The organism is Luteimonas sp. A537 (assembly GCF_054052065.1).
This window is the reverse complement of record NZ_JBSVRH010000001.1, coordinates 211748-232446: the sequence shown is the minus strand read 5'-3', so window position 1 is coordinate 232446 and position 20699 is coordinate 211748. Positions and strand designations below refer to the sequence as shown.

The 20699-nt window shown below is 69.6% G+C and carries 21 protein-coding genes; 6 read left to right on the top strand and 15 right to left on the bottom strand.

Translation table 11 applies throughout. The features are described from left to right. Positions 1-66: 66 nt before the first annotated feature. Genes ACW7GZ_RS01070 through ACW7GZ_RS01055 form a run of 4 tightly spaced genes read right to left on the bottom strand, consistent with a single transcriptional unit; the run spans position 67 to position 4472 of the window. Positions 67-1902 (bottom strand): ABC transporter ATP-binding protein, encoded by a 1836-nt coding sequence (locus ACW7GZ_RS01070; RefSeq protein WP_457007948.1) that lies wholly within the window; start codon positions 1900-1902, stop codon positions 67-69. 19 nt (positions 1903-1921) lie between these two features. Further along, positions 1922-3694 carry a DUF2207 domain-containing protein gene (locus tag ACW7GZ_RS01065; RefSeq protein ID WP_457007366.1) on the bottom strand — a complete coding sequence of 591 codons (1773 nt, stop codon included), beginning with the start codon at positions 3692-3694 and terminating at the stop codon, positions 1922-1924. After that, complete coding sequence (locus ACW7GZ_RS01060) at positions 3691-4248, bottom strand: LemA family protein (protein ID WP_457001651.1); 558 nt, start codon at positions 4246-4248, stop codon at positions 3691-3693. Before ACW7GZ_RS01060 ends, ACW7GZ_RS01065 begins: the two co-directional genes overlap by 4 nt. Continuing rightward, positions 4245-4472 carry an RNA-binding S4 domain-containing protein gene (locus ACW7GZ_RS01055; protein WP_457001652.1) on the bottom strand — a complete coding sequence of 76 codons (228 nt, stop codon included), beginning with the start codon at positions 4470-4472 and terminating at the stop codon, positions 4245-4247. The genes ACW7GZ_RS01060 and ACW7GZ_RS01055 overlap by 4 nt, the downstream gene beginning before the upstream one ends. A 102-nt stretch (positions 4473-4574) precedes the next feature. Between ACW7GZ_RS01055 and ACW7GZ_RS01050 the strand changes: the two genes are divergently transcribed. Then, positions 4575-4964, top strand: a complete 390-nt coding sequence (locus ACW7GZ_RS01050; RefSeq protein ID WP_457007364.1) for an MAPEG family protein — start codon at positions 4575-4577, stop codon at positions 4962-4964. A gap of 5 nt (positions 4965-4969) precedes the next feature. Here the strand turns inward: ACW7GZ_RS01050 and ACW7GZ_RS01045 are convergent, their stop codons facing one another. The 6 genes from ACW7GZ_RS01045 to ACW7GZ_RS01020 form a co-directional block, all read right to left on the bottom strand. After that, the gene (locus ACW7GZ_RS01045) at positions 4970-5629 is read right to left on the bottom strand and encodes a serine/threonine protein kinase (RefSeq protein ID WP_457001656.1); all 660 of its coding nucleotides are present in this window, start codon (positions 5627-5629) and stop codon (positions 4970-4972) included. Further along, positions 5630-6163 (bottom strand): RNA polymerase sigma factor, encoded by a 534-nt coding sequence (locus tag ACW7GZ_RS01040; protein WP_457001657.1) that lies wholly within the window; start codon positions 6161-6163, stop codon positions 5630-5632. Positions 6164-6349: 186 nt separating this feature from the next. Beyond that, positions 6350-7033 carry a general secretion pathway protein GspB gene (locus tag ACW7GZ_RS01035; protein ID WP_457007362.1) on the bottom strand — a complete coding sequence of 228 codons (684 nt, stop codon included), beginning with the start codon at positions 7031-7033 and terminating at the stop codon, positions 6350-6352. A gap of 9 nt (positions 7034-7042) precedes the next feature. Continuing rightward, positions 7043-8716, bottom strand: coding sequence for an AAA family ATPase (locus tag ACW7GZ_RS01030; RefSeq protein WP_457007360.1), 1674 nt, complete (start codon positions 8714-8716; stop codon positions 7043-7045). Between the two features lie 3 nt (positions 8717-8719). Further along, positions 8720-9661: a DMT family transporter gene (locus ACW7GZ_RS01025; RefSeq protein ID WP_457001662.1), complete on the bottom strand. Its 942-nt coding sequence runs from the start codon at positions 9659-9661 to the stop codon at positions 8720-8722. A 28-nt stretch (positions 9662-9689) separates the two neighbouring features. After that, positions 9690-10523: a DUF72 domain-containing protein gene (locus ACW7GZ_RS01020; RefSeq protein ID WP_457007358.1), complete on the bottom strand. Its 834-nt coding sequence runs from the start codon at positions 10521-10523 to the stop codon at positions 9690-9692. A 115-nt stretch (positions 10524-10638) separates the two neighbouring features. Here ACW7GZ_RS01020 and ACW7GZ_RS01015 point away from each other — a divergent pair, with 115 nt between their 5' ends. Both ACW7GZ_RS01015 and ACW7GZ_RS01010 read left to right on the top strand, forming a co-directional pair. Next, entirely contained in the window at positions 10639-12246 is a 1608-nt protein-coding gene (locus tag ACW7GZ_RS01015) for a serine hydrolase (protein ID WP_457007356.1), read from the top strand. Between the two features lie 460 nt (positions 12247-12706). Then, positions 12707-13516 carry a DUF4349 domain-containing protein gene (locus tag ACW7GZ_RS01010; RefSeq protein WP_457007354.1) on the top strand — a complete coding sequence of 270 codons (810 nt, stop codon included), beginning with the start codon at positions 12707-12709 and terminating at the stop codon, positions 13514-13516. Positions 13517-13552: 36 nt separating this feature from the next. Here ACW7GZ_RS01010 and ACW7GZ_RS01005 read toward each other — a convergent pair whose 3' ends face one another. Both ACW7GZ_RS01005 and ACW7GZ_RS01000 read right to left on the bottom strand, forming a co-directional pair. After that, positions 13553-13849: a hypothetical protein gene (locus ACW7GZ_RS01005; protein ID WP_457001671.1), complete on the bottom strand. Its 297-nt coding sequence runs from the start codon at positions 13847-13849 to the stop codon at positions 13553-13555. Positions 13850-13949: 100 nt separating this feature from the next. After that, a complete protein-coding gene (locus ACW7GZ_RS01000) occupies positions 13950-14951 on the bottom strand; it encodes a peptidylprolyl isomerase (protein ID WP_457001672.1) in 1002 nt (333 codons plus the stop codon). Positions 14952-15050: 99 nt separating this feature from the next. On the opposite strand from ACW7GZ_RS01000, the gene ACW7GZ_RS00995 reads away from it, so the two are divergent. Then, positions 15051-15431 (top strand): PadR family transcriptional regulator, encoded by a 381-nt coding sequence (locus ACW7GZ_RS00995; RefSeq protein WP_457001674.1) that lies wholly within the window; start codon positions 15051-15053, stop codon positions 15429-15431. Beyond that, complete coding sequence (locus ACW7GZ_RS00990; protein ID WP_457007352.1) at positions 15431-16333, top strand: sensor domain-containing protein; 903 nt, start codon at positions 15431-15433, stop codon at positions 16331-16333. Before ACW7GZ_RS00995 ends, ACW7GZ_RS00990 begins: the two co-directional genes overlap by 1 nt. Positions 16334-16349: 16 nt before the next feature. Here the strand turns inward: ACW7GZ_RS00990 and ACW7GZ_RS00985 are convergent, their stop codons facing one another. Beyond that, positions 16350-17678, bottom strand: coding sequence for a polyhydroxyalkanoate depolymerase (locus tag ACW7GZ_RS00985; RefSeq protein ID WP_457001678.1), 1329 nt, complete (start codon positions 17676-17678; stop codon positions 16350-16352). 91 nt (positions 17679-17769) lie between these two features. Next, positions 17770-18360, bottom strand: coding sequence for a class I SAM-dependent DNA methyltransferase (locus tag ACW7GZ_RS00980; RefSeq protein ID WP_457001680.1), 591 nt, complete (start codon positions 18358-18360; stop codon positions 17770-17772). Between the two features lie 73 nt (positions 18361-18433). Here ACW7GZ_RS00980 and ACW7GZ_RS00975 point away from each other — a divergent pair, with 73 nt between their 5' ends. Then, positions 18434-18886: a CopD family protein gene (locus tag ACW7GZ_RS00975; protein ID WP_457002842.1), complete on the top strand. Its 453-nt coding sequence runs from the start codon at positions 18434-18436 to the stop codon at positions 18884-18886. Between the two features lie 39 nt (positions 18887-18925). On the opposite strand, the gene ACW7GZ_RS00970 is transcribed toward ACW7GZ_RS00975, so the two are convergent. Further along, positions 18926-20653 (bottom strand): alkaline phosphatase, encoded by a 1728-nt coding sequence (locus tag ACW7GZ_RS00970; protein ID WP_457001682.1) that lies wholly within the window; start codon positions 20651-20653, stop codon positions 18926-18928. Positions 20654-20699 lie beyond the last annotated feature (46 nt).

The window sequence follows — 20699 nt, the reverse complement described above, 5'->3', positions numbered from 1 at the left end:
GGGAAGGCGCCCACGGAGTACCCACCGACCTGCCGTACCGCGCGCCGATCTCGCAGCCGCGCGGGGTCAGGCTTCGGAGTCGGTCAGGAAACCGCCGGACTGGCGGCGCCAGAGCTGGGCGTAGATGCCGCTGCGGGCCACCAGCTCGTCGTGCGTGCCCTGCTCGACGATCGCGCCCTGGTCCATGACCACCAGCCGGTCCATGGCCGCGATCGTCGACAACCGGTGCGCGATCGCGATCACCGTCTTGCCTTCCATCAGCCGGTACAGGTTGCCCTGGATCGCCGCTTCGACTTCCGAATCCAGCGCCGAGGTCGCCTCGTCCAGCACCAGGATCGGCGCGTCCTTCAGCAGCACCCGGGCGATGGCGACGCGCTGGCGCTGGCCGCCCGACAGCTTCACCCCGCGCTCGCCGACGTGGGCGTCATAGCCGCGGCGACCCTTGGAATCCGACAGCTCGAGGATGAAGTCGTGCGACTCCGCCTGGCGCGCCGCTTCAAGCATCTCGGCATCACTGGCGTCCGGACGGCCGTAGAGGATGTTCTCGCGCACCGAACGGTGCAGCAGCGACGTGTCCTGGGTGACCACGCCGATGCGCGCGCGCAGCGAATCCTGCTGCACGCTGGCGATGTCGATGCCGTCGACCAGGATCCGCCCGGCTTCGACGTCGTGGAAGCGCAACAGCAGGTTCACCAGCGTCGACTTGCCGGCGCCGGAGCGCCCGATCACGCCGATGCGTTCGCCCGGCCGCACGTGCAGGTCCAGGCGCTCGATCACCCCCGAACCCTTGCCGTAGTGGAAGCCCACGCCCTCGAAGTGGATGTCGCCCTTGATTGCCGGAAGCTCCGGCGCATCGGGCGCGTCGTCGACCGTCGGCGGCAGCGAGATCGAATTGATCCCGTCCTGCACGGTGCCGATGTTCTCGAACAGCGCGGACAGCTCCCACATGATCCACTGACTCATGCCCACCAGCCGCAGCGCGAGCGCCAGGCCCACCGCCACCGCGCCGGCGCTGATCGCACCGCCCAGCCACAGCCACAGGCCGATCGCCGCGACCGCGAACACCAGCGCCATGTTGAGCGCGTAGTTGCCGGCGCCGACCCGCGTGCCCAGGCGCATCTGCCGGTACACGGTGCCGAGGAAGCCATCCATCGCCTCGCGCGCATAGGCCTGCTCGCGCCGCGAGTGCGAGAACAGCTTCACCGTCGCGATGTTGGTGTAGCTGTCGACGATGCGCCCGGTCATGTCCGAGCGCGCGTCGGCCTGCTCGCGCGAGACGCGCTCCATGCGCGGCACGAAATACAGCATCAGCAGCACGTAGCCGACCAGCCAGCCGGCGAAGGGCAGCATCAGCCTCCAGTCGGCGGCGGCCGCGGCCAGCATCGCGCCAAGCACGTACACCAGGATGTACACACCGACGTCAAGCAGCTTGACCACGGTCTCGCGCACCGCCAGCGAGGTCTGCATCAGCTTGGTGGCGATGCGCCCGGCGAACTCGTCCTGGAAATAGCCCATCGACTGCCGCAGCAGGTAGCGGTGCACGTTCCAGCGGATGCGCATCGGGAAGTTGCCGAGCAAGACCTGCAGCTGCACCAGGTTGTCGATCCACACCAGCAGCGGCAGGCCGATCGCGACCAGCGCCGCCATCCACGCCAGGCGCGTGCCTTCGACGGCAAGGAAGGTGGCGGGCGTGTGCTCGCCCAGGCGATCCACCAGCGCGCCGAGATAGACGTACATGCCCAGCTCGGCGACCGCGATCAGCGCGCCGAGCACGCCCATCAGCGCCAGCCAGCCGCCGGCGCCGCGGGTGTAGTGCAGGCAGAAGGCGACCAGCCCGCGCGGCGGCTGTTGCGGCGGCGCTTCGGGGAAGGGTTCCAGGCGGGATTCGAACCAGTCGAACAGCCCGCGCAGCCGCCGGCTGTCAGCGCCCACCACCGCCTCCACCACCGCCGCCGCCACCGGAAAAACCGCCGCCGCCCGCACCCGACGAACTTCCGGGCGGCGTGGACGACGATGCGATCTGCGAGCTGAGCGCGCCGCCGACCGCGCTGGTCAGGTTGCCGATGTTGCCGAGGCTGGCGCCGTGGTACCAGGTGATGGCCGCGGTCGCGGCAGCCGCGGCGGCGCTGCCGACGGCCACGGTGAACTTCTTCGTCCACGCGTCCTCGACGTCCAGCGCGACTGCGTACGGCAGCAGGCGTTCGAAGCGCCCGGCGTCGAGCGCGGGCTCGGGTGCATCGCCCCCGGCCGCCTCCGGCGCCTGCACGCGCGCGATGTCGTCCTGCTCGGCCACGCCGAGGTAGCGGCGGAAGCCTTCGATCTCGTCAAGCAGTTCGCGCCCGGCGGCCGTCGGCGCGCCGATCACCAGCGCGAACGCGATCGTCGTCGCCAGCATCAGGCCGAGCGGGAGGAAGACCCAGGGCAGGCCGCCGCCGTCGGTGAACACCATCGCGACCATGGCCAGCGCGCAGGTCGTGAACAGGATCGCCATCGCGATGCCGATGCTGCCTGCGTTATGGGTGAACATCGCCGGCTGGAAGCGATCGTCGAAGCCCTTGCGGTGCGCCTGCATTGCACGCTGGATGCGCGTGGCGTTCTTCTTGTCCAGGGTGAGCGTTGTGCCGGGAGTGGGAAGCAGGGCCTCCAGCAGCCCGCGCTGGTCGGCGTTGTCGATTCCGGGCGAGGCGCCGTCGCTGCGTTCGAGCTTCCATTTGTCGCCGAGCATGCCCTCGTCGCGATGGATTCCCACCGCGCCCTGCACCGCACAGGCCAGAAGGTCGGCTGAGAAGCCGCGTGCGTCGTGGTTGCGGCGCGTCATGTAGCGCAGCGCCGCCGGTGATTCGCCACGCGGCGGCTCGTACCGTGCGATCACCACGCCGGGCGCCGGATCGCGGCCGACCTTGCGCCAGCGCCGCACGCAGAACAGCAGCAGCCCCGCGAGCCCGGCCAGTGCGATCAGGATCGACAGGTTGTCGCGCAGCAACCAGAACGCGTGGCGCGTCGACGACGGCGGCGCGACGATGCCCTTGGGAAACGACAGCACCGTGGTCAGGCCTTCGCGCGGGGCCAGCGGCCGGGTCAGCGTCCAGCGCGCAACGCCGGGCGCCGCGATGACTGCCTCGAAATCCTGCCCGCGTGCGCCGCGGGCGCCGGAATAGCCTTCCACTGCGAGGTCGGCCATCGCCACGGGCTCGGGCAGCCGCACCTCGATCGTCCCGGTTTCGATCGGGAAATCCCATCCCTGGCCGATCGCATTCCAGTACAGCTCGTCGTGGTCTTCGAAGAAGCCGAGCTGGCGATCGGTGCGGTAGCGCAGGGTGTAGGTGTATTCGGCCGGCACCTGCAGCAGGTCGTCGTTGCCGGTGTTGACGCGCACGCCGTTGGCCACGCGCTCGGTGAACCAGGGCTCCTTGTGGCCGTCGCGCTCGACGCTTTCGACTTCGAAGGCGACCACGACGTTGTTGCCGCGGCGATCCTTGTAGCGGGTGGGGAAGTCGCGGGTGATGCCGCGGCGGATGCGGGACCCTTCCGCGCGCACGCGGATGTGTTCGGTCACGTCGAGGCTGCCGTCGGCCTGGACCTCGACCACGCTGTCATAGGCGAGGACGCGCTCCTTGGCCACGGCCGCCGCGGGCGCGAGCAGCACGGACACCGCCAACAGCCAGGCGCCGGCGAGGGTGGTCAGCCGGTTCACCGCGACAGCTCCACGACGGGCGCCGCACGGCTGTCGGCACCGGCCTGGAAGAACGCCGCTTCGCGGAAGCCGAAGCCGCGCGCCACCAGCACGTCGGGTACGCGCTGCACGGTGTCGTTGAGATCGCGCACGGCGCCGTTGTAATAGCGCCGCGCGTACTGCAGGTGTTCTTCCACCTCGACCAGGTCATCCTGCAGGCGGGCGAAGTTCTCGCTGGCCTTGAGGTCGGGGTAGGCCTCCTTCAGCAGCAGCAGTCGGCCCAGCGCCTGCTCGAGTTCGGCTTCCACGTGGCCGAGCTCGCCCGGATCCTGCAGGCCGAGCGCGCGCGTGCGCAGCGCGGTGACGGCCTCGAACACCGCGCCTTCGTGGGCGGCGTAGCCCTGCACGGCGGAGACCAGCTGCGGCACCAGGTCATGCCGGCGCTGCAGCTGCACGTCGATGTCCGCCCACGCGGTCGCCACCTGGTTGCGCAGGCGCACCAGGCGGTTGTAGGCGAACACGACCCAGGCCACGACCGCGGCCGCCAGCAGGGCGGCGGCGACCAGGGCGGTCACGGCGTCGTTCCCGCGACGACGTGGACCTCGGCGTCGCCCAGCGACACCACCTGTCCGGCGCGGATCTTGGCGGTCTTGCGCGACTCCTGCACGCCATCCACGCGCACCGCGCCCGACGCCACCAGGGCCTTTCCTGCGCCGCCGCTGTCGCAGAGACCGGCAAGCTTGAGCAACTGGTTGAGCTCGACGTATTCGCCCTCGAGTTCGAAATCGATGTGCTGCATGCGGATACCCCGGCGAATGGAAGCAGGAGCGTAACGCAGTGCGTGGAATGGCGTTAACCTCCGCGTGGAACGTTCCGCCGGGGCGCGAGGGAGAGGCCGACGATGGGCACCGAACTGCAGATGCTGGCCTGGGCGATCGCGCTCGGCCTGGTCCACCTGATGCTGGATGCGGGGATGAAGACCTCGGAGCGCGGCCTGGTGTGGAATGCCAGCGCGCGCGATGGCCAGTCCAAGCCGCTAGGCCCCGTGGCCGGGCGCGTCAATCGCAGCTGGCAGAACTTCCTCGAAACCTTCCCGATGTTCGCCGCCGCCGTGCTGGCGGTGGTGCTGGCCGAGCGCACCGGCGACCAGACCGCGCTTGGCGCGCAGGTCTATTTCTGGGCGCGGGTAGCCTATATCCCCGTCTATGCCTCGGGCATTCCGTACGTGCGCAGCCTGATCTGGGGCGTGTCGCTGGTCGGCATCCTGCTGGTGCTTGTCGCGCTGTTCTGATCCGCTCAGCCGGCTTCGAAGCCGGCGATCTCGTCGAGGATGCGCCGGCTGCGGCGGATGCCGTCGCCGCCGTCGCAGCGGGGCTTGGCAGGGTCATCCATCCGGGGCTTGCGCAGCCAGGCGTAAAGCCCCGTCACGACCAGGCCGGCGATGCCGACGCCCAGGCTGAGGGCGATCCAGCCGGGGGTGCCGCCACCCGCAGGCACGTCGCCGAGTCCGGCCGCTGCCACTACCACCAGTACCCACATGATCCACCACGGCAGCCCGCAGACGTTGGCGTTGAAGCCGTAAACGCGAAGCAGGCGTGCAAGCTGTCGCTGGATGTCGAGCACGGATGCGCCGTAGTCGATGCGTGTTGCCAGGGCGATGGTGATTCCCGCGAACACGAGGGTCACCAGGCCAAAGGCGTGGACCGCGATGCCGGCGGCGAGCAGCCCGGGAGTATCCAGGTTGCGCGTCCAGCAGGCCACGCCCAGTACCACCAGCGCCACACCGAGCACAGCCTGCAGCACCTGTCCCCAGACCAGTGGCCGCAGGCCCCGGCGTGCGGCGTCCAGCCGGCGCTCGCGGTGGATCTGCAGATGGATGCTGTCGTGGCGTTCCAGTTGGCGGCCCAGCGCCTGCCAAGCCTGCTTGAGTTCGTCGAGTTCCATGGTGATGTCCATTCAATGCGTGCCGGTGGATGCGACGTGGTCGCGGATGCGCTGCTTGAGGCGGCTGATACGGGTGGTGACGTTGCTTTCGGAGATGCCGAGCACCTCGGCCATGTCCCGCGTGCTGCGGTCCTCGAGGTAGAGCAGCAGCAGCGCGCGATTCAGCGGTTCGAGCGTGGCGATGAAGCCGTGCAGCAGGTGCAGCTGCTGGTCACGTTCGTGGTCGACGGTGTCGGGGGCGACGGGCACGTGCAGTCCCTCATCCAGCGACACCAGGTGGCGGCGTCGCCGGCCGTCGCCACGCAGGTGCGAGATGCCGACGTTCAGCGCCACCCGGTACATCCAGGTGGAAAAACTGCGAGAAGGGTCATAGCGTGGCCAAGCGCGCCAGAGCTGGGCAGCGATATCCTGCGCGAGGTCCTCGCGATCTTCCGCGCCGCGTGCGTAGGTGCCTGCGACCTTGAAGACGATGCCGCGATGCTGCTGCAGCAGCGCCGAGAACTCTTCGCCGTCCTCGTGCTGGCGGTGACTGCTGATGGCGTCCATCCCGGTGGCGGGTCCCTTGATTCTGCGTGACAGGGAGGTGATTCGCGGGCGGAGGGGATTTGTCACGCATTCAAGGCGCGCGGATGGGCGGATCCTTGTGGGGACGGCCAAGGCTCTTGAACCACCACCACCCGCTGGCCCCTTCCGGATTTCGCAGCGGTAGCCGCTCCTGCACGCTTCCCGGGATCAGGGAAGGGGAACGCGGATCGGGCGGCCGTCGAGTTCGAGCAGGATGCCATCGCGATCGATGGCGGTGACGCTGGCTTCACCGATGCGATCGCCCTCGGCCTTGCGTTGGCCGTCGATGACCACGAAGCGGCGCACGGGATCCTCGTTCCACATGTGCATGGTCAGCTTCATCGCCGGCAGGCGCTGGCGCTGGGCGGTAGGAAGTTCGGTGATGCGCGGAGCGTCGGTGGCAGGCCGCAGGGCAGGGCGCGAGGCTGGAGCGGTGTTTGCGGTCTCGCTGGCAGACGCAGGGAGCGCGGTTTCGGCCGGTCCGGTTTCTGGCGGAGGCGGCATGCGCGATGCGGGCTCCCGCGGCGTGATCCGGTCGACCTGCGGGAAGGCATCGGAATCGCCGGCCCTCGGCATGCTGGTCGATGGGGTTGCGGGCGACGGGACAGGTGCGGAGGTGGTGGCTGCCGGTGCGCCATCGTCGCCGACGCCGGTCCCGCTCCCGCGCGGCCACAGCGCGACGAGGAGAAGCACCAGCACGAGCGCCGCGCCGGCGATCCAGGTCCAGGTCCAGGCGGGCAGGTTGCGCCGGGCTGCGGTTGCCAGGGGCGGGAGCTCCACCCGCAGGCCGGGCGCTTCGCCGCGGCGACGTTCGGCTTCCGACTTGCGCAGGGCTTCAAGGATCAGTGACATGCGCGTACCTCAGTCCAGCTGCCGGAGCAGTCGCGGGCCGGCGTCGCCGGACGCCAGTGCGAACAGGGTTTCCGGACCCACCACGCCGTCGATGGCAAGTCCACGCGCACGCTGGAAGCGCCGCACGGAATCCGCCAGGGCGGCGTCGAAGGGCGTGCCTGGCGCTGCCGCGGCAGCTACGCCTTCGCGCACCAGGCGCTCGCGCAGCCAGTCGACGGATGTGCCATCCGCGCCGCGAACGGGCGCGGGCAGCAATCCCGCGGAGGAACGCCAGAGCGCGGCATAGCGCCCGCTCCAGGCTTGCTGCAGCGTCGCACGGTCGACGTCGGTGACCGCATCATCCAGCAGCAGGCGCGCGCGGCGGCCGTCGGAGCCCTGCAGCAGGGCCCAGGCGCTGGCGTTGCCGGCGTCGAGCTCGAGCAGCGCGGGACGTCCGATGGCGATCAGGCGGTCGAGGTGGGCGGTGCCGCGGACGCAGTACGTACCCGCGGCGAGCTCCGGTGCGCAGCCGCTCGCGGCGCGCGCGTCTTCGACCGTGTGCGGCAGCGACCAGGCGGTGAGCAGGGCCTGCCACGGGGCGTCACGGGATGCGTGGCCCGCGGCGGCGATGCGGGTCGCGAAGCCAGCGGCGTCCGTGGAGGTACTCGCGAAGGAGTCGGCGCTGGCTGCCGGATCGCGGGGCGCTGGGGATCCGATCCCGGCGGAGGCGACGACAGCGTCCCGGTCGACCGCCTGCGGCCATAGCGCGGCCACCGCGATCGCCAGCACTGCCGCGGCGCCCACTCCGGCCATGGCAAGCAGCAGGCTGCCGCGCCGTCCGCCCGTCGTCACCGCTGGAGGCAGCGCTTCGCGTGCGGCTTCTTCGACCAGCGCGGCATCGATCGTGGCGCGATCGCGGGCATAGCCTGCCAGCAGGGCGCGTTCGGCAAGCACGTTGACCAGCCGCGGGATGCCGCCGCTGCGCAGGTGGATGCGCTGCACTGCGCCGGCATCGAAGGGGAAGTGCTGGCCGCCGGCGACGCGGAAGCGATGCCGCAGGTACTCCGCGGTGCCGGCCGCATCGAGCGGAGTGAGGTGGAAGCGCGCGGTGATGCGCTGCGCCAGCTGGCGCAGGCCGGGCTCGGCGAGCATGTCGCGCAGTTCTGGCTGGCCGATCAGGATGATCTGCAGCAGCTTCTGGGTGTCGGTCTCGAGGTTGGTCAGCAGGCGCACCTGCTCCAGCGTTTCCACCGGCAGCGCCTGCGCCTCGTCGATGATCAGCACCACGCGCAGGCCCTGCGCATAGGCTTCGAGCAGGTGTGCGTTCAGCGCGTCGACCAGCGCCTTGGCGTTGCCGCGGCGGCCGTTGAGCTCGATGCGCAGCTCCTCGCACACGGTCTCCAGCAGCTGCACCGGGTCCTGGCGCGGGTTGAGCACCAGCGCCACGCGGGCGTTGTCGGGGATCTGGTTCAGCAGCAGCCGGCTCAGCGTGGTCTTGCCGGTGCCGACCTCGCCGGTGAGCTGCACGAAGCCGCCGCCGCCGCCTTGGGTGATGCCGAACAGCAGGTGCGCGAGCGCGTCGCGGTGGCGTTCGCCAAGGAAGACGAAGCGCGGGTCCGGCGTGATCGAGAATGGCGGCTCGGTGAGCCCGTAATGCTCGAGGTACATGCGCTGCGCGGCGGGACGGGGTCGCCAGCCTGCCACGGATCAGTCGGTGACGTCGCGCGACTCCCCCACCGCCAGCGCCTCGGGATGGGTGATGCGGCGGGGTCGGGTGAGCACCGGATGCACCAGCACCGCCGCGAGGATGATCACCACGCCCAGGTAGAAGGGCAGGCGGAGCTCCTGCTGTTCGGACAGCAGCACGATCGCCAGCACGATGGCGTAGACCGGCTCCAGGTTGACCGCCAGCTGCGCCGAGAACGCGCTCATGTGGCGCAGCGCCACCAATGACAGCGCGAACGGGAACAGGGTGCAGGCGAAGGCGAGCAGCAGCAGGTAGCCGGCGTCCGACATGCCGGGCAGCGTGAACAGCGGCCCGGCAAGCGCCGGGAACACATACGGCATCAGCGGTGCGAGCAGGGTCAGTGCGAGGGTGCCGGCACCGAGCTCGACCGCGGTCACCACCAGCGGATCGGCGTGTTCGACCAGGCGCTTGTTGAGCGAACCGAACAGCGCGACGAACAGCGCCGATACCGCGCCGACCGCCACCCCGATGCGCATGTCGTCGGGGATGCCACCGACCACCAGCGCGACCCCTGGCAGCACGGATACGCCCAGCGCGAGCTCGGCGCGCGAGAAGCGCCGCTTCGCCAGCCTTGGCTCGATCATCGCCACGAACACCGTGGCCAATGCCATGCATGTGGCAGCAACGGACGCGTTGGCGAGCTTGACCGCGCCATAGAAGGTCAGCCAGTGCAGCGCCACCAGCACGCCGATGCCGGCGTAGGACAGCAACAGACGCCGCGGCATCGCACGCAGGCCACGCCATACCCGCGGAACCAGCGCCAGGGCGACGGCGACCAACAACATGCGCCACCAGACCAGCGGCAGCGCCGGCAGCGTGATCAGCTTGCCGAGGATGGCGGTGAAGCCCCACAGCAGTACGCAGAGATGGACCTGCAGCTGGGCCTTGGTGGTCGGTGTCATGGTGCGGCGTCGCGGATGGGGAGGGCGATCAGGTCGCGTCGGCAAGCCGCTCGTGCAGGGCCATCGCCGCGGCCGGATTGCGCTCCTTGGCGGCGGAGATGAAGAACACGAAGACGTCGCGCGGGACCGCTGCGCCGCCGCTGGCGGGTTCGACGCGCGGCAGGTCGCCGGGATCGCGGCCCGCGGCCCAGGTGCGGGCGCGTTCCGCCCAGCGTGCGAGCTCGGCCCCGGGATAGCCGGTGGGCGTTCCGGCCCGCGCGCGCATCAGCCGTGCGTAGACGAAGTCGGCGGTGACATCGGCAAACGAGGGGTGTTCGTCGGAGTCCGTGAACACCGTGGCCATGCCGTTCTGGCGCGCCAGCGCAAGGTAGCGCGCGTCGACGAAGCCGTGGTCGCGGACATCGAGCACATGCCGCAGGGGGCGGCCCTCCACTTCGCGCGGTAGCAGGGCGAGGAAGGCGGCGAAGTCCTCGCGCTCGATGCGCGTGCCGCGGTCGAACTGCCACACCAGCGGACCCAAGCGGTCGCCCAGCGTGGCGATGCCGCCGATGAAGTCCTCCACCTGTGACCCGGTTGTCGCCAGGGTCCTTGATTGCGTGATCCGCTTCGGCGCCTTGGCCGAGAACACGAATCCGGCCGGGGTTTCGTCGCGCCATTTCGCGTACGTGGCCGGCGTCTGCGCGCGGTAGTAGGTGCCGTTGACCTCGATCGCGGACAGTTTTCGGCTGGCGTATTCCAGCTCGCGACGCTGCACCAGGCCCTTGGGGTAGAAGTTGTCGCGCCAGGGCGCAAAGGTCCAGCCGCCGATGCCGGTGCGGATGCCGTCGACCGGCGCGATCGCGTTCTCGAACAGGGAGTCCATCGCGGCGGTGCCTTGCGCCGGAGCGCCCGGCCGAGGCGCGATCATAGCCCCGCGTGTTCCGGTGCGGAGCGCAGTCGCCGATACTGGCGGGCAGTCCAAGCCGGTAACCCCGCCAATGCGCACGCCAGACACCGTCCTCGCCGTCTCCCTGCTGCTGTCCTCGGCCATCCTCCTGTCACCGGTCGCGGCCGCGCAGAACGCACCGCCCGCGCCGCTCGGCGGCCTTGATGCGCAGGTTGAAGCAGTGCGGGACACCTTCAAGGTTCCCGGCATCGCGGTGGCCGTGGTGAAGGATGGCGAGGTGGTATTCGCCGGCGGTTGGGGCCAGCGCGAGGTCGGCAAGCCCGAAGCGGTGGATGCCGACACCCTGTTCTCGATCGCCTCGATCACCAAGGCCTTCACCTCGGCATCGCTGTCGGTCCTGGCCGACGAGGGCAAGCTCAAGCTCGACGACCGCGTGATCGACCACCTGCCCTGGTTCCGCATGTCCGACGCCTACGTCACCCGCGAGATGCGCATCCGCGACCTGCTGGTTCACCGCAGCGGCCTGGGCCTTGGGGCCGGCGACCTGCTGTTCTGGCCGCCGTCGGACTACAGCACCCGCGACGTGGTCGAGCGCCTGGCGCAGGTGCCGATCGAAGGCGGCTTCCGCGACCGCTATGCCTACGACAACGTGCTCTACGCGGTGGCGCAGCTGGTGATCGAGGATGTGTCCGGACAGCCCTACGCCGACTTCGTGCGCGAGCGGCTCTTCACGCCGGTGGGCATGGCCGGCACCCGCATCGACAGCAACGCGCTGCGCCCGACCGACACCAACGTCGCCACGGGCCACGCGCGGCCGGGCTTCAGCGGCGATCCGGAACCGGTGCCGGCGATGTCCTGGTCGAACAACACCGCCGCCGGCGGCATCTACTCCAGCGTCAACGACATGGCGAAGTGGATGCGCGTGCAGCTGGACGGTGGCGTGCTTGAAGGCGAGGGCGATGATGCCAATCGGCTGTTCAGCGCCAAGCGCCACGAGGCGATGTGGTCGTTGGTGACGCCGATCCCGATCCGCGAGCCTGCGGTCCCTGAGCTGGCCGCCACGAAGCCGAACTTCGCCGGCTACGGCGAGGCCTGGAGCCTCAGCGACTACCGCGGCCAGCGCCTGGTCTGGCACACCGGCGGCTGGCCGGGCATGGTCTCGCGCCTGACGCTGGTGCCGGAGCTGGACCTGGGCGTGGTGGTGCTGACCAACCAGGAAGTCGGCGCTGCGTTCAACGCGATCACGATGCATGTGCTGGACGCCTACATGCAGGCGCCGGAGACCGACTGGGTCGCGGCCTATTCCGCGGCGATCGCCAAGGGCGGCGACAAGGCCGAAGAGGACTGGGCGAAGCACCAGGCCGCCCGCGACGCGCGTTCGAAGCCCTCGCTGCCGCTGGCCGGCTATGCCGACACCTATCGCGACCCCTGGTATGGCGACGTCATCGTGGCCGAAGGTCGCAAGGGCCTGGAAATGCGCTTCAGCCGCACTCCGCAGCTGGTCGGCGACCTGGAGCACTGGCAACACGACAGCTTCATCGTGCGCTGGCGCGATCGCACGCTCAACGCCGATGCCTTCGTCGACTTCAACCTCGACCACGACGGCAAGGTGCGTGAAGCGCGGATGGAAGCGGTGTCGCCGCTGACCGACTTCAGCTTCGACTTCCACGACCTGCGCCTGGTACCCGAAAAGGACTGACGGCCCAGCTGTTGTAGGAGCGGCTATAGCCGCGACCACAAGGCCAAGAAGTCGCGGCTATAGCCGCTCCCACAGGTTGGGACGCGGTCGCAGCCGTAGCTGCTCCTGCAGGTTCGAGGGATCCGGGTCGCAGCTTTAGCTGCTCCTACAGGATCGGTTCGTCCAGCAGGAGCTGGCGGGTGAAGCGGACGGGTGGGGCGCCAAGGTCGTCGAGTTCGGAGTCGAAGCGGTGGTCGCCGATCTGCGTGGCGGATACCGGGGACAGGGCCAGGCCCTCGTCGAGGAAGCGCGCGGAGACCGCGGCGAAGGCCTGGTCCTGCGCGCTGTCGGGACATGGTGGGTCTCGTGGTGCGGTAGCAATCGCCCAGCATAGGGCCGGCGGGATGCCGACGCCCGGGCTGATGGTTTACCTTGCGATCCATCGCGCTCAAATACCCCTGCAAGGGAAAGGACCCGTTGGATGGATAGTCGCGTGCTGCGGGGACTGTGCCTCGGTGCCGGTCTCCTGCTGGTGGTGGCCTGCTCGAAGGACGTGACACAGGCCGAACTGTCGGCTGTAGGCGCGGCGCAAACGGCCATGGCGCCGCCTGATGCCGGTGACAATGCCGCTGCGGCCTACCTGGCGTATGAGCACACCGCCGGCGTCAGGGTGGCGGGCAGCCGCATTGCCGAACGCGTCGAGGCAGTGCAGGCGGCCTGCCGCGACGGTCGTTTCGGCCAGTGCGTGGTCCTCGATGTCTATCGCCAGGGGGGCGACCACCCTTCGGGCCGCATCGGCATGCGCATTGTGCCAGCGGGCGTCGAACCGATGATCGAACTGGCTGGCGACGGCACCGAGCCCGGCACGCGCAGCACGCGCGCCGAAGACCTGGCCGTGGTGGTGCGCGACAACTCTCTGGCACGGGAGCGGCTGCTCAAGGAGTCGGAGCGCCTGGGCGAATTCCAGGCACGCGGCGACCTTTCGGTGGGCGACATGATCACCCTGTCGGAACGCTTGGCCTCGGTCGAGGCGCAGCTGGAAGGCGCCGAACGCGAGGCCGCGCAGCATCGCCGTCGTATCGACACCCAGCTGTTGACCATCGACTTCAATGCTACCCGCAGCCAGGCGGCGCGCGGCGAGGTTGCACAGGCACTGCGCGATTTCGCCGGCACCCTCGCCACCGGCACCGCATGGACGATCCGTGCGACGGCGTTCCTGTTGCCACTGTCCTGTGTGCTGCTGGGGCTGGTGGCGCTTGTCCGGCGCTGGCGGAGACGTCGTCGGGGCTGAGTTGCGGAACGGTCGCGGGTCGCCGCACTCCCGGACTCAGTCCTCGTCTTCTTCCTCGAACTCGACCAGCGCGTCGAGGTCGAACGCCAGCGCCTCGACGGCTTCGCGCACGCGACGTGCGGTCGACGGGTTGGGCGCATCGACCTCGATCGTGTGGCCCTGCGGACCGCCGACGTCGCTCAGGCCGGCCGAGCTCGAGTCGGCGTCGTCGAGCTGTGGCATGAGGTCGTTGATCTCTTCGACGTGCTCGATTCCGTCGAGGCTCTGCAGCAGGTTCATGACGGCGCGCGTGGTGTCGTCGCTGCCGGTGAGGCGGATTCGGAGCAGGGCCATCGCGGGCGATCCTCTGGGGTTTCGGTGGCCGTCGGGGGCCGGGACTGCAGGCTAGGAAGCCGCAGGCCAAGGCCGCGTGACGGGCCGCATGCCGCGCCCCTCAGGCAGCCGGCGGCGCACGCACCGGCACAGTGATGTTGCACAGGTCGATGTGCCCGGCCGGCTGCAGGTACCAGTCGTCGCGGCGGTTCCGGCGCGACTCGACCACGGCGTCGAACAGCGGCGTGTCGGTGCGCAGCACCTGGATGTCGGTGCGTTCGGCCGCGGGGATTTCGGACGCCAGGCGCACCGCCTTGATCGGCACGCGTTGTGCGGCGTACTCGTGGAAGCCGAGCGGACCGGTGCCGCGCGGTACCACGCTCAGCAACTCCATGCCCTGCAGCACCCGGCCGACCTGGGTGATGTTGCGGTCGAGCTGGCGCGGGGCCTGGCCGATGACCACATAGAGCTCGGTGCCGTTGCTGGAATCGGCGGCCATGTCGCGCCCGGCGCCGAGCGTGCCGTAGCAGTGCGCCATCCAGGCCTGGCCTTGAGCCGGATCGCGCGCGGCGGGGAAGCCGGCGGCGAACCCGGTCTCCGGCGCCCAGCCGTCGGGGTCGGGCAGGGCGTGGAAGGGGAGGCCTTCGCTCTGGCGCGAGAACTCCGCAGGCAGGACAGCCTTCGCGCTGCCGATCGGCTTCGGCACCCCGCCTTCATCGGTGATGTCGCCGAACTGGACCACGAAGTTGTCCTGCGAGCGGTAGATCGCCAGTCCGTCCCAAAAGCCTTCCTTCGCCAGGGTGCGGATGTTGGCGACGTGCTCCGGCGCGAAGTCGGGCGCGAGCTCGATCACCACGCGGCCGTCTTCGAGTTCCATGTACAGGGTGCTGGCGGGATCCGGGCGGCGCCAATCGGTGGGCAGCGAGGCATCGAGCAGCTCCTGCGTGGTCCTGGGGCGGATCGCCAGGGTTCCGGCCTGTGCCGTGGCGGCCTCCGCGCTTGCAGGCGCCGTGCCGGCCTGGGCCGGTTCGCTGGCAGGGTCGGAACCGGGGGACGCGGCGGCAGCGCTGCAGAACAGGGCGGCCACGAGGGCCAGGGGGCGGATGCGGTGGCTTCGGTGCACGTCGTGACTCCGGTCGGGTTGCCGCGATTGTTGCCGATTCGCTCGTGGTCCTGACTATCGGCACATTCACTATATGGAAGTTCGCACTAGCATCCAGCCATGGTCGAACAGCCGCCCCCACCCGACATCGACGCCGCGATGCGCAAGTTCCAGCGCGAGCTGAGCTCCGGCGTGGTCGCCCTGGCCCTTCTGGCCGTGCTGTCCCGCGCCGAGGAGCCGATGTACGGCTACCAGATCGCCAAGAGCCTGGAGCGCTTCGGCGAGGGCGTGCTCAGCGGCAAGCAGAGTGCGCTGTACCCGGTGCTGCGCAACCTGGAGGCGACCGGACTGCTGTCCAGCCACGTCGGGCCCTCGGAGTCGGGGCCGCCGCGGCGCTATTACCGCATGACCGAGGCAGGGCAGGCCGCCCTGCGCGAATGGGCCGCCGCCTGGCGCGCGACCCGCGATTCCGTCGATACCGTCCTGGAGGGGACCCCGTGATGAACAGCCTGCCGCACACCATTCCCGAATACCTCGAACAGCTGCGGCGCTCACTGGCCGGTGCCGACCCGGCGATGATCCAGGACGCGCTGTACGACGCCGAGGAATACCTGCGTTCCGAGCTTGCCGAGAACCCCCGCCGGTCGGAGGCCGAGGTCATCGCCGCGGTCGCGTCGACGTATGGCGCACCCGACGAAGTTGCGGACATCTACCGCGATACCGAGGTGACGGTGCAGACCGCGCTGCGGCCGCCGCGGCCGGTGGAGCGCAAGTCGGTGCTGGGCCGCTTCTTCGGCGTCGCCGCCGATCCGCGGGCCTACGCCTCGCTGTTCTACATGGTGCTGGCGCTGGCCACGGGTATCTTCTACTTCACCTGGGTGGTGACCGGGATCTCGCTGTCGATCGGGCTTGGGATCCTGATCATCGGCATTCCGTTCGTGATCCTGTTCTTCGGTTCGATCCGCGTGCTGTCGCTGGTGGAAGGCCGGATGGTGGAGGTCATGCTGGGCGAGCGCATGCCACGGCGGCCGTTGTACAGCGCGCGGGGACGCGGCATCTGGCGGCGGATCGGCGACATGTTCACCGACCCGCGCACCTGGAGCACGCTGCTGTACATGCTGCTGATGCTGCCGCTGGGGATCATCTACTTCACCATCGCGGCCGCGATGGTCAGCATCGGAGTGAGCCTGCTGGCGACCCCGCTGGCGCTGCTGCCGGGTATCCATCTGAACGTATGGATGTTCGGCATCGACGTTCCGGCCGACGCGCCCTGGCTGCTGCCGCTGCTCGCGCTGTCAGGCGTGCTGCTGCTGTTCGTGACCCTGCACGTGGCCCGGGGCATCGGCCGCGTGCACGGCCTGCTGGCCAAGCACCTGCTGGTGAAGACCGCCCAGTATTCCTGAGCGGTCGGCGCCGGTTTCAGCGGCGCTTCGCGCCGGTGCGGGTCGCCTTGGCGGCGCGTGCCGGTGCGGGGCGCTTCAGCGGTACGACCTGCTTGGCCGGCGCCGCGTCATGGCTGGCGAAGAAGTCGCGCACCTTCGGATAGACCTGGGTGCGCCAGCGGCGGCCGCTGAAGATGCCGTAGTGGCCGGCGCCATCCACGGTCAGATGTTCGCGGTCCGCGTCGGCGATGCCGGTGCACAGATCGTGCGCGGCGCGGGTCTGGCCCAGGCCCGAGATGTCGTCGAGCTCGCCTTCGATGGTCATCAGCGCGCAGCCCTTGATCGCCGACGGGTCGACGCGTTCACCGGCCACGTCCCACTCGCCGCGCGGCAGCAGGTGTTCCTGGAAGGCCACGCGGATGGTGTCGAGGTAGTACTCGGCCGGCATGTCGAGCACGGCGTTGTACTCGTCGTAGAACTTGCGATGTGACTGCGCGTCCTCCTGGTCGCCCTTGACCAGGTCCTGGTAGAAGTCCCAGTGCGACATGAAGTGGCGCTCGGGGTTCATCGCCACGAAGCCGGTGTGCTGCAGGAAGCCCGGGTACACGCGGCGGCCGTGGCCGGGATAGTTCGGCGGCACCACGTGGATCACGTTGTTCTCGAACCACGACAGCGGCTTCTTCGCCGCCAGGTTGTTGACCGCGGTGGGCGACTCGCGGGTGTCGATCGGGCCGCCCATCATCACCATCGAGCGCGGCAGTTCTTCACCGCGCGACGCCATCAGCGAGACCGCGGCCAGCACCGGAACCGTCGGCTGGCAGACGCTCATCACGTGCAGGCGCTCGGCGCCGATGTGGCGGATGAATTCCTGGATGTAGGCGACGTAGTCGTCAAGCGTGAACGTGCCGGCGTCCTTGGGCACCATGCGCGCATCGACCCAGTCGGTGATGTAGACCTTGTGGTCGGGCAGCAGCGTGCGCACGGTGTCGCGCAGCAGGGTGGCGTGGTGGCCGGACAGCGGCGCGACCACCAGCACGGTGGGCTGGTCCTTCATGCCGAGGATGTTCTGCGCGTCGTCGGTGTAGCGCTTGAAGCGCAGCAGGCGGCAGAAGGGCTTGTCGAGCGCGACCTTTTCCACCACCGGCACGTCATGCCCGTCCTTGGCCACCTGGTGGATGGCGAAGGGCGGCTTCTCGTAGTCCTTGCCGATGCGGTGCAACAGCTCGTTGGCGGCCGCCATGCGCGGCGCGCCGGGGATCGAGGACAACCAGGTGCCGTCGGTGCCGAAGATCTTCGCGTTGGCCTGCGCCAGTTCCGTGAACGGGGCAAGCAGGGTGCGGTTGAATTCGTGCAGCTGGTACATCATCGGCGGGCGTGCTCGTTCATTGCGCGCTGCAGCATAACGCAGGCGGGCGGAGGCCGGTGTCGGCCTTTCGTCACATGACCCGGGCCCCTGTTCAGGCCAGTTCGAGCGCGGTTGCGCCGGGCACCAGGGCGGGGGCCAGCCAGCAGTGCGAGCCCAGTGCACGGAAGCCGGCGGCCTGGAAGCGGCGCCGGTAGAAGGCGCCGGGGCGGCCGATGAATCCGTCCTCGTCGCCCTCGGCGGCGTCCTCGCGGGCGAAGGCCTCGAGGAAGGCGACGCCGCCGCAGAGCTCCGCCAGGCCGGGCAGTCCGCGATCGATCTCGCGCGCCGGCAGGTAGTGCAGCACGTCGCTGCAGACCACCAGGTCGGCCGGCGGGCAGGGGCGGAGGTGTTCGAAGTCGGAAAAGCGCGCGAAGTGCAGGTTGCGGCGCGCGCCGTGGCGGCTGATCGCGTACTCGCTGCTGTCGAAGCCGATGTAGCGCAGCTTCGGGCGCAGCTTCAGCAGCGGCGCGCGCCAGGCGCCTTCACCGCAGCCGATGTCGAGCACGGTGCGCAGCGGGCGCTCGAGGTGGTATTCGGCGGTGGCCACGGCCAGCGCGATCTTGCGGGCCAGCCGCTGGCGTCCGCCGATGCCGCCCTGGCGGTACCAGCGGTCGAAATAGTCCTGGTCGTAGGTCTTGTCCATGGGCGCGCACGATACCGGCTGCGGCCGCCTCCGTGCGATCCTGTCGCGCATTACTCCAAGGGGTTTCAAGCAAATGCAGAGCTATTTCTGGGTCAAGGCCGTCCACATCGTGCTGGTGATGGCCTGGGTCGCCGCCGCGTTCTACCTGCCGCGGATCCTGATCAACATCGCCGAGGACGGCGGCAACGCTGCGGTGCGCGAGCGCCTGCTGCTGATGGGCCGCCGCCTGTACCGCTTCGGGCACGTGATGTTCGGACTGGCCGTGGTCGCGGGCATCGTGCTGTGGCTCGGTTACCGCGTGATCCCGGAGTTCCCGACCATGGTCGGCAGCGGCACGGGCTGGCTGCACGCGAAGCTGCTGCTGGTCGCGGTGATGTTCGCGATGTACATCTTTGAAGGTCGCCAGCTGAAGGCCGCCGCGCGTGGCGGCAGCCTTCCTTCCACGAAGATGCTGCGGATCCGCAATGAACTGCCGGTGCTGATCCTGCTGGTCATCGTCTGGCTGGTGCTGGCGAAGCCATTCTGAACTGTGGGAGCGGCTGTAGCCGCTCCCACAGGGTCGCGGCTAGTGTGCCGGCCAGGCTTCAACCTTTGGCAGCTCCACCGGCACGCCGTCGTCGTTGCAATGGCCTGCAGCGCACAGCTGCGCACGCAGCTTCGGGGTGGCCTGCACGATCACGTGATAGATGACGTTCTGCTCCAGCGTGCCGCGGAACGCGGCGCTGCCGGGGCCGCGTGCCCAGATGCCGACGTCATCGCCGCCGTGGGTTTCCGACCCCAGCGGCACCAGCGCTTCCTGCAGGTAGTCCGGGTGGGTGGTGTCGACCTGGCCCAGGTCCGGGCGACCGATGGCGGGCTGCGCGGCCTCGAGGTCGTGGTAATGGTGCTTGGGGCCCGCGGGTTGCGCGTTGCTGGCGCCCGCATAGCCGGGGCCGTTCGCATAGCTCAGCGTGGTGTAGGGCAGGCCCAGGGCATCCAGCGTGGGACCATCGCCCTCGCCCCGCACCTTGCCGAGGATCGGATTGCCGCGGCGCGGATAGCCGGCGAAGTTCAGCACGTGCGAGTGGTCGGCGGTGACCACGACCAGGGTGTCCTCCGCCGAGGTCATCTCCACCGCCGCCTGCACGGCGCGCGACATCGCCGCGGTCTCGTCCAGGGCGCGATAGGCGTTGCCCTCGTGGTTGGCGTGGTCGATGCGCGCGCCTTCGACCAGCAGCACGTAGCCCTCGTCGCTGCCAGACAGCGATTCGATCGCGAACCGGGTCATGGCCTCGAGATCGGGCTCGCCTTCGGGTCCACGGTCGCGGTCGTGCTCGTACTGCATGTGGCTGAGCTCGAACAGGCCCAGCACGGCCGGCGCACCACGCGCGGCTTCGAACTGCTCGGTGGTGTAGACGAACGCGCCGCCGGGATTCAGCGCCTTCCATTCGGAAACGAGATTGCGGCCGTCCTTGCGCTGGCCGCGAATGCCCGGCAGCACCTCTTCGTCGGGAAGGAACTCGCGGGCGCCGCCGGCAAGCACCACCTGCGGGCCGCCTCCGTGGCGCGCGAAGTTGATGAACTGGCTGGCGATGTCGGCGCAGCCGGCGTCGTGCATCCCGGCCGGCGTCGACGCATCGCTCTCCCAGCCGCGGTTCGGCACGTGGGCATAGGTGGCCGCCGGGGTGGCATGGGTCAGGCGCGCCGTGGTGACGATGCCGGTGGCGAGACCGGCTTCCTTGGCCAGCGAAAGCCAGCTCTGCAACCGGTTGCCCCTGGACTGCGCGCAGTCATCGATATCGCCCGCGCTGACCCCGATCGCCCCGATATGGCTTTTGACGCCCGACGCCATGGCGGTCATGGTGCCCGCCGAGTCCGGGGTCTGTGCGTCGGTGTTGTAGGTCCTGGAGAATGCGGTGGCCGGGAAATGCTCCCAGGACAGCAGGTTCTCCTCGCCGGAGCCGCCCTCGCGCTGGCCGGCGTAGATCCGCGCCGCGGCCACCGTGGTCAGGCTCATGCCGTCGCCCACGAACAGGATCACGTTCTTCGCGCGCCCGGCCATGGCACCGTTGGCGGCCGCGTGCGCGGCGCCGCTGCGATACCACCATGCCGCGGTTTCGCCTTCGGGGCGGCTGATCGCGGGCACGTCGACGTGGAACGACGCCGGCGTCGCGGCGGCGCTGGAGGCTGCGGGAGCGGCGGTGCCGGCGGGCTGCGTGGCACAGGCGGTCGCGAGACAGGCCGCCATCACGGTCAGCATGGCGGGCAGGCGGTTGCGGATGGAAGCCGGGGAGAGTGGTGCGGTGCTGGTCATGGAGGTCCTGCGCGGTTCGGGCGGCCGATGGAAGGGACATTATGGC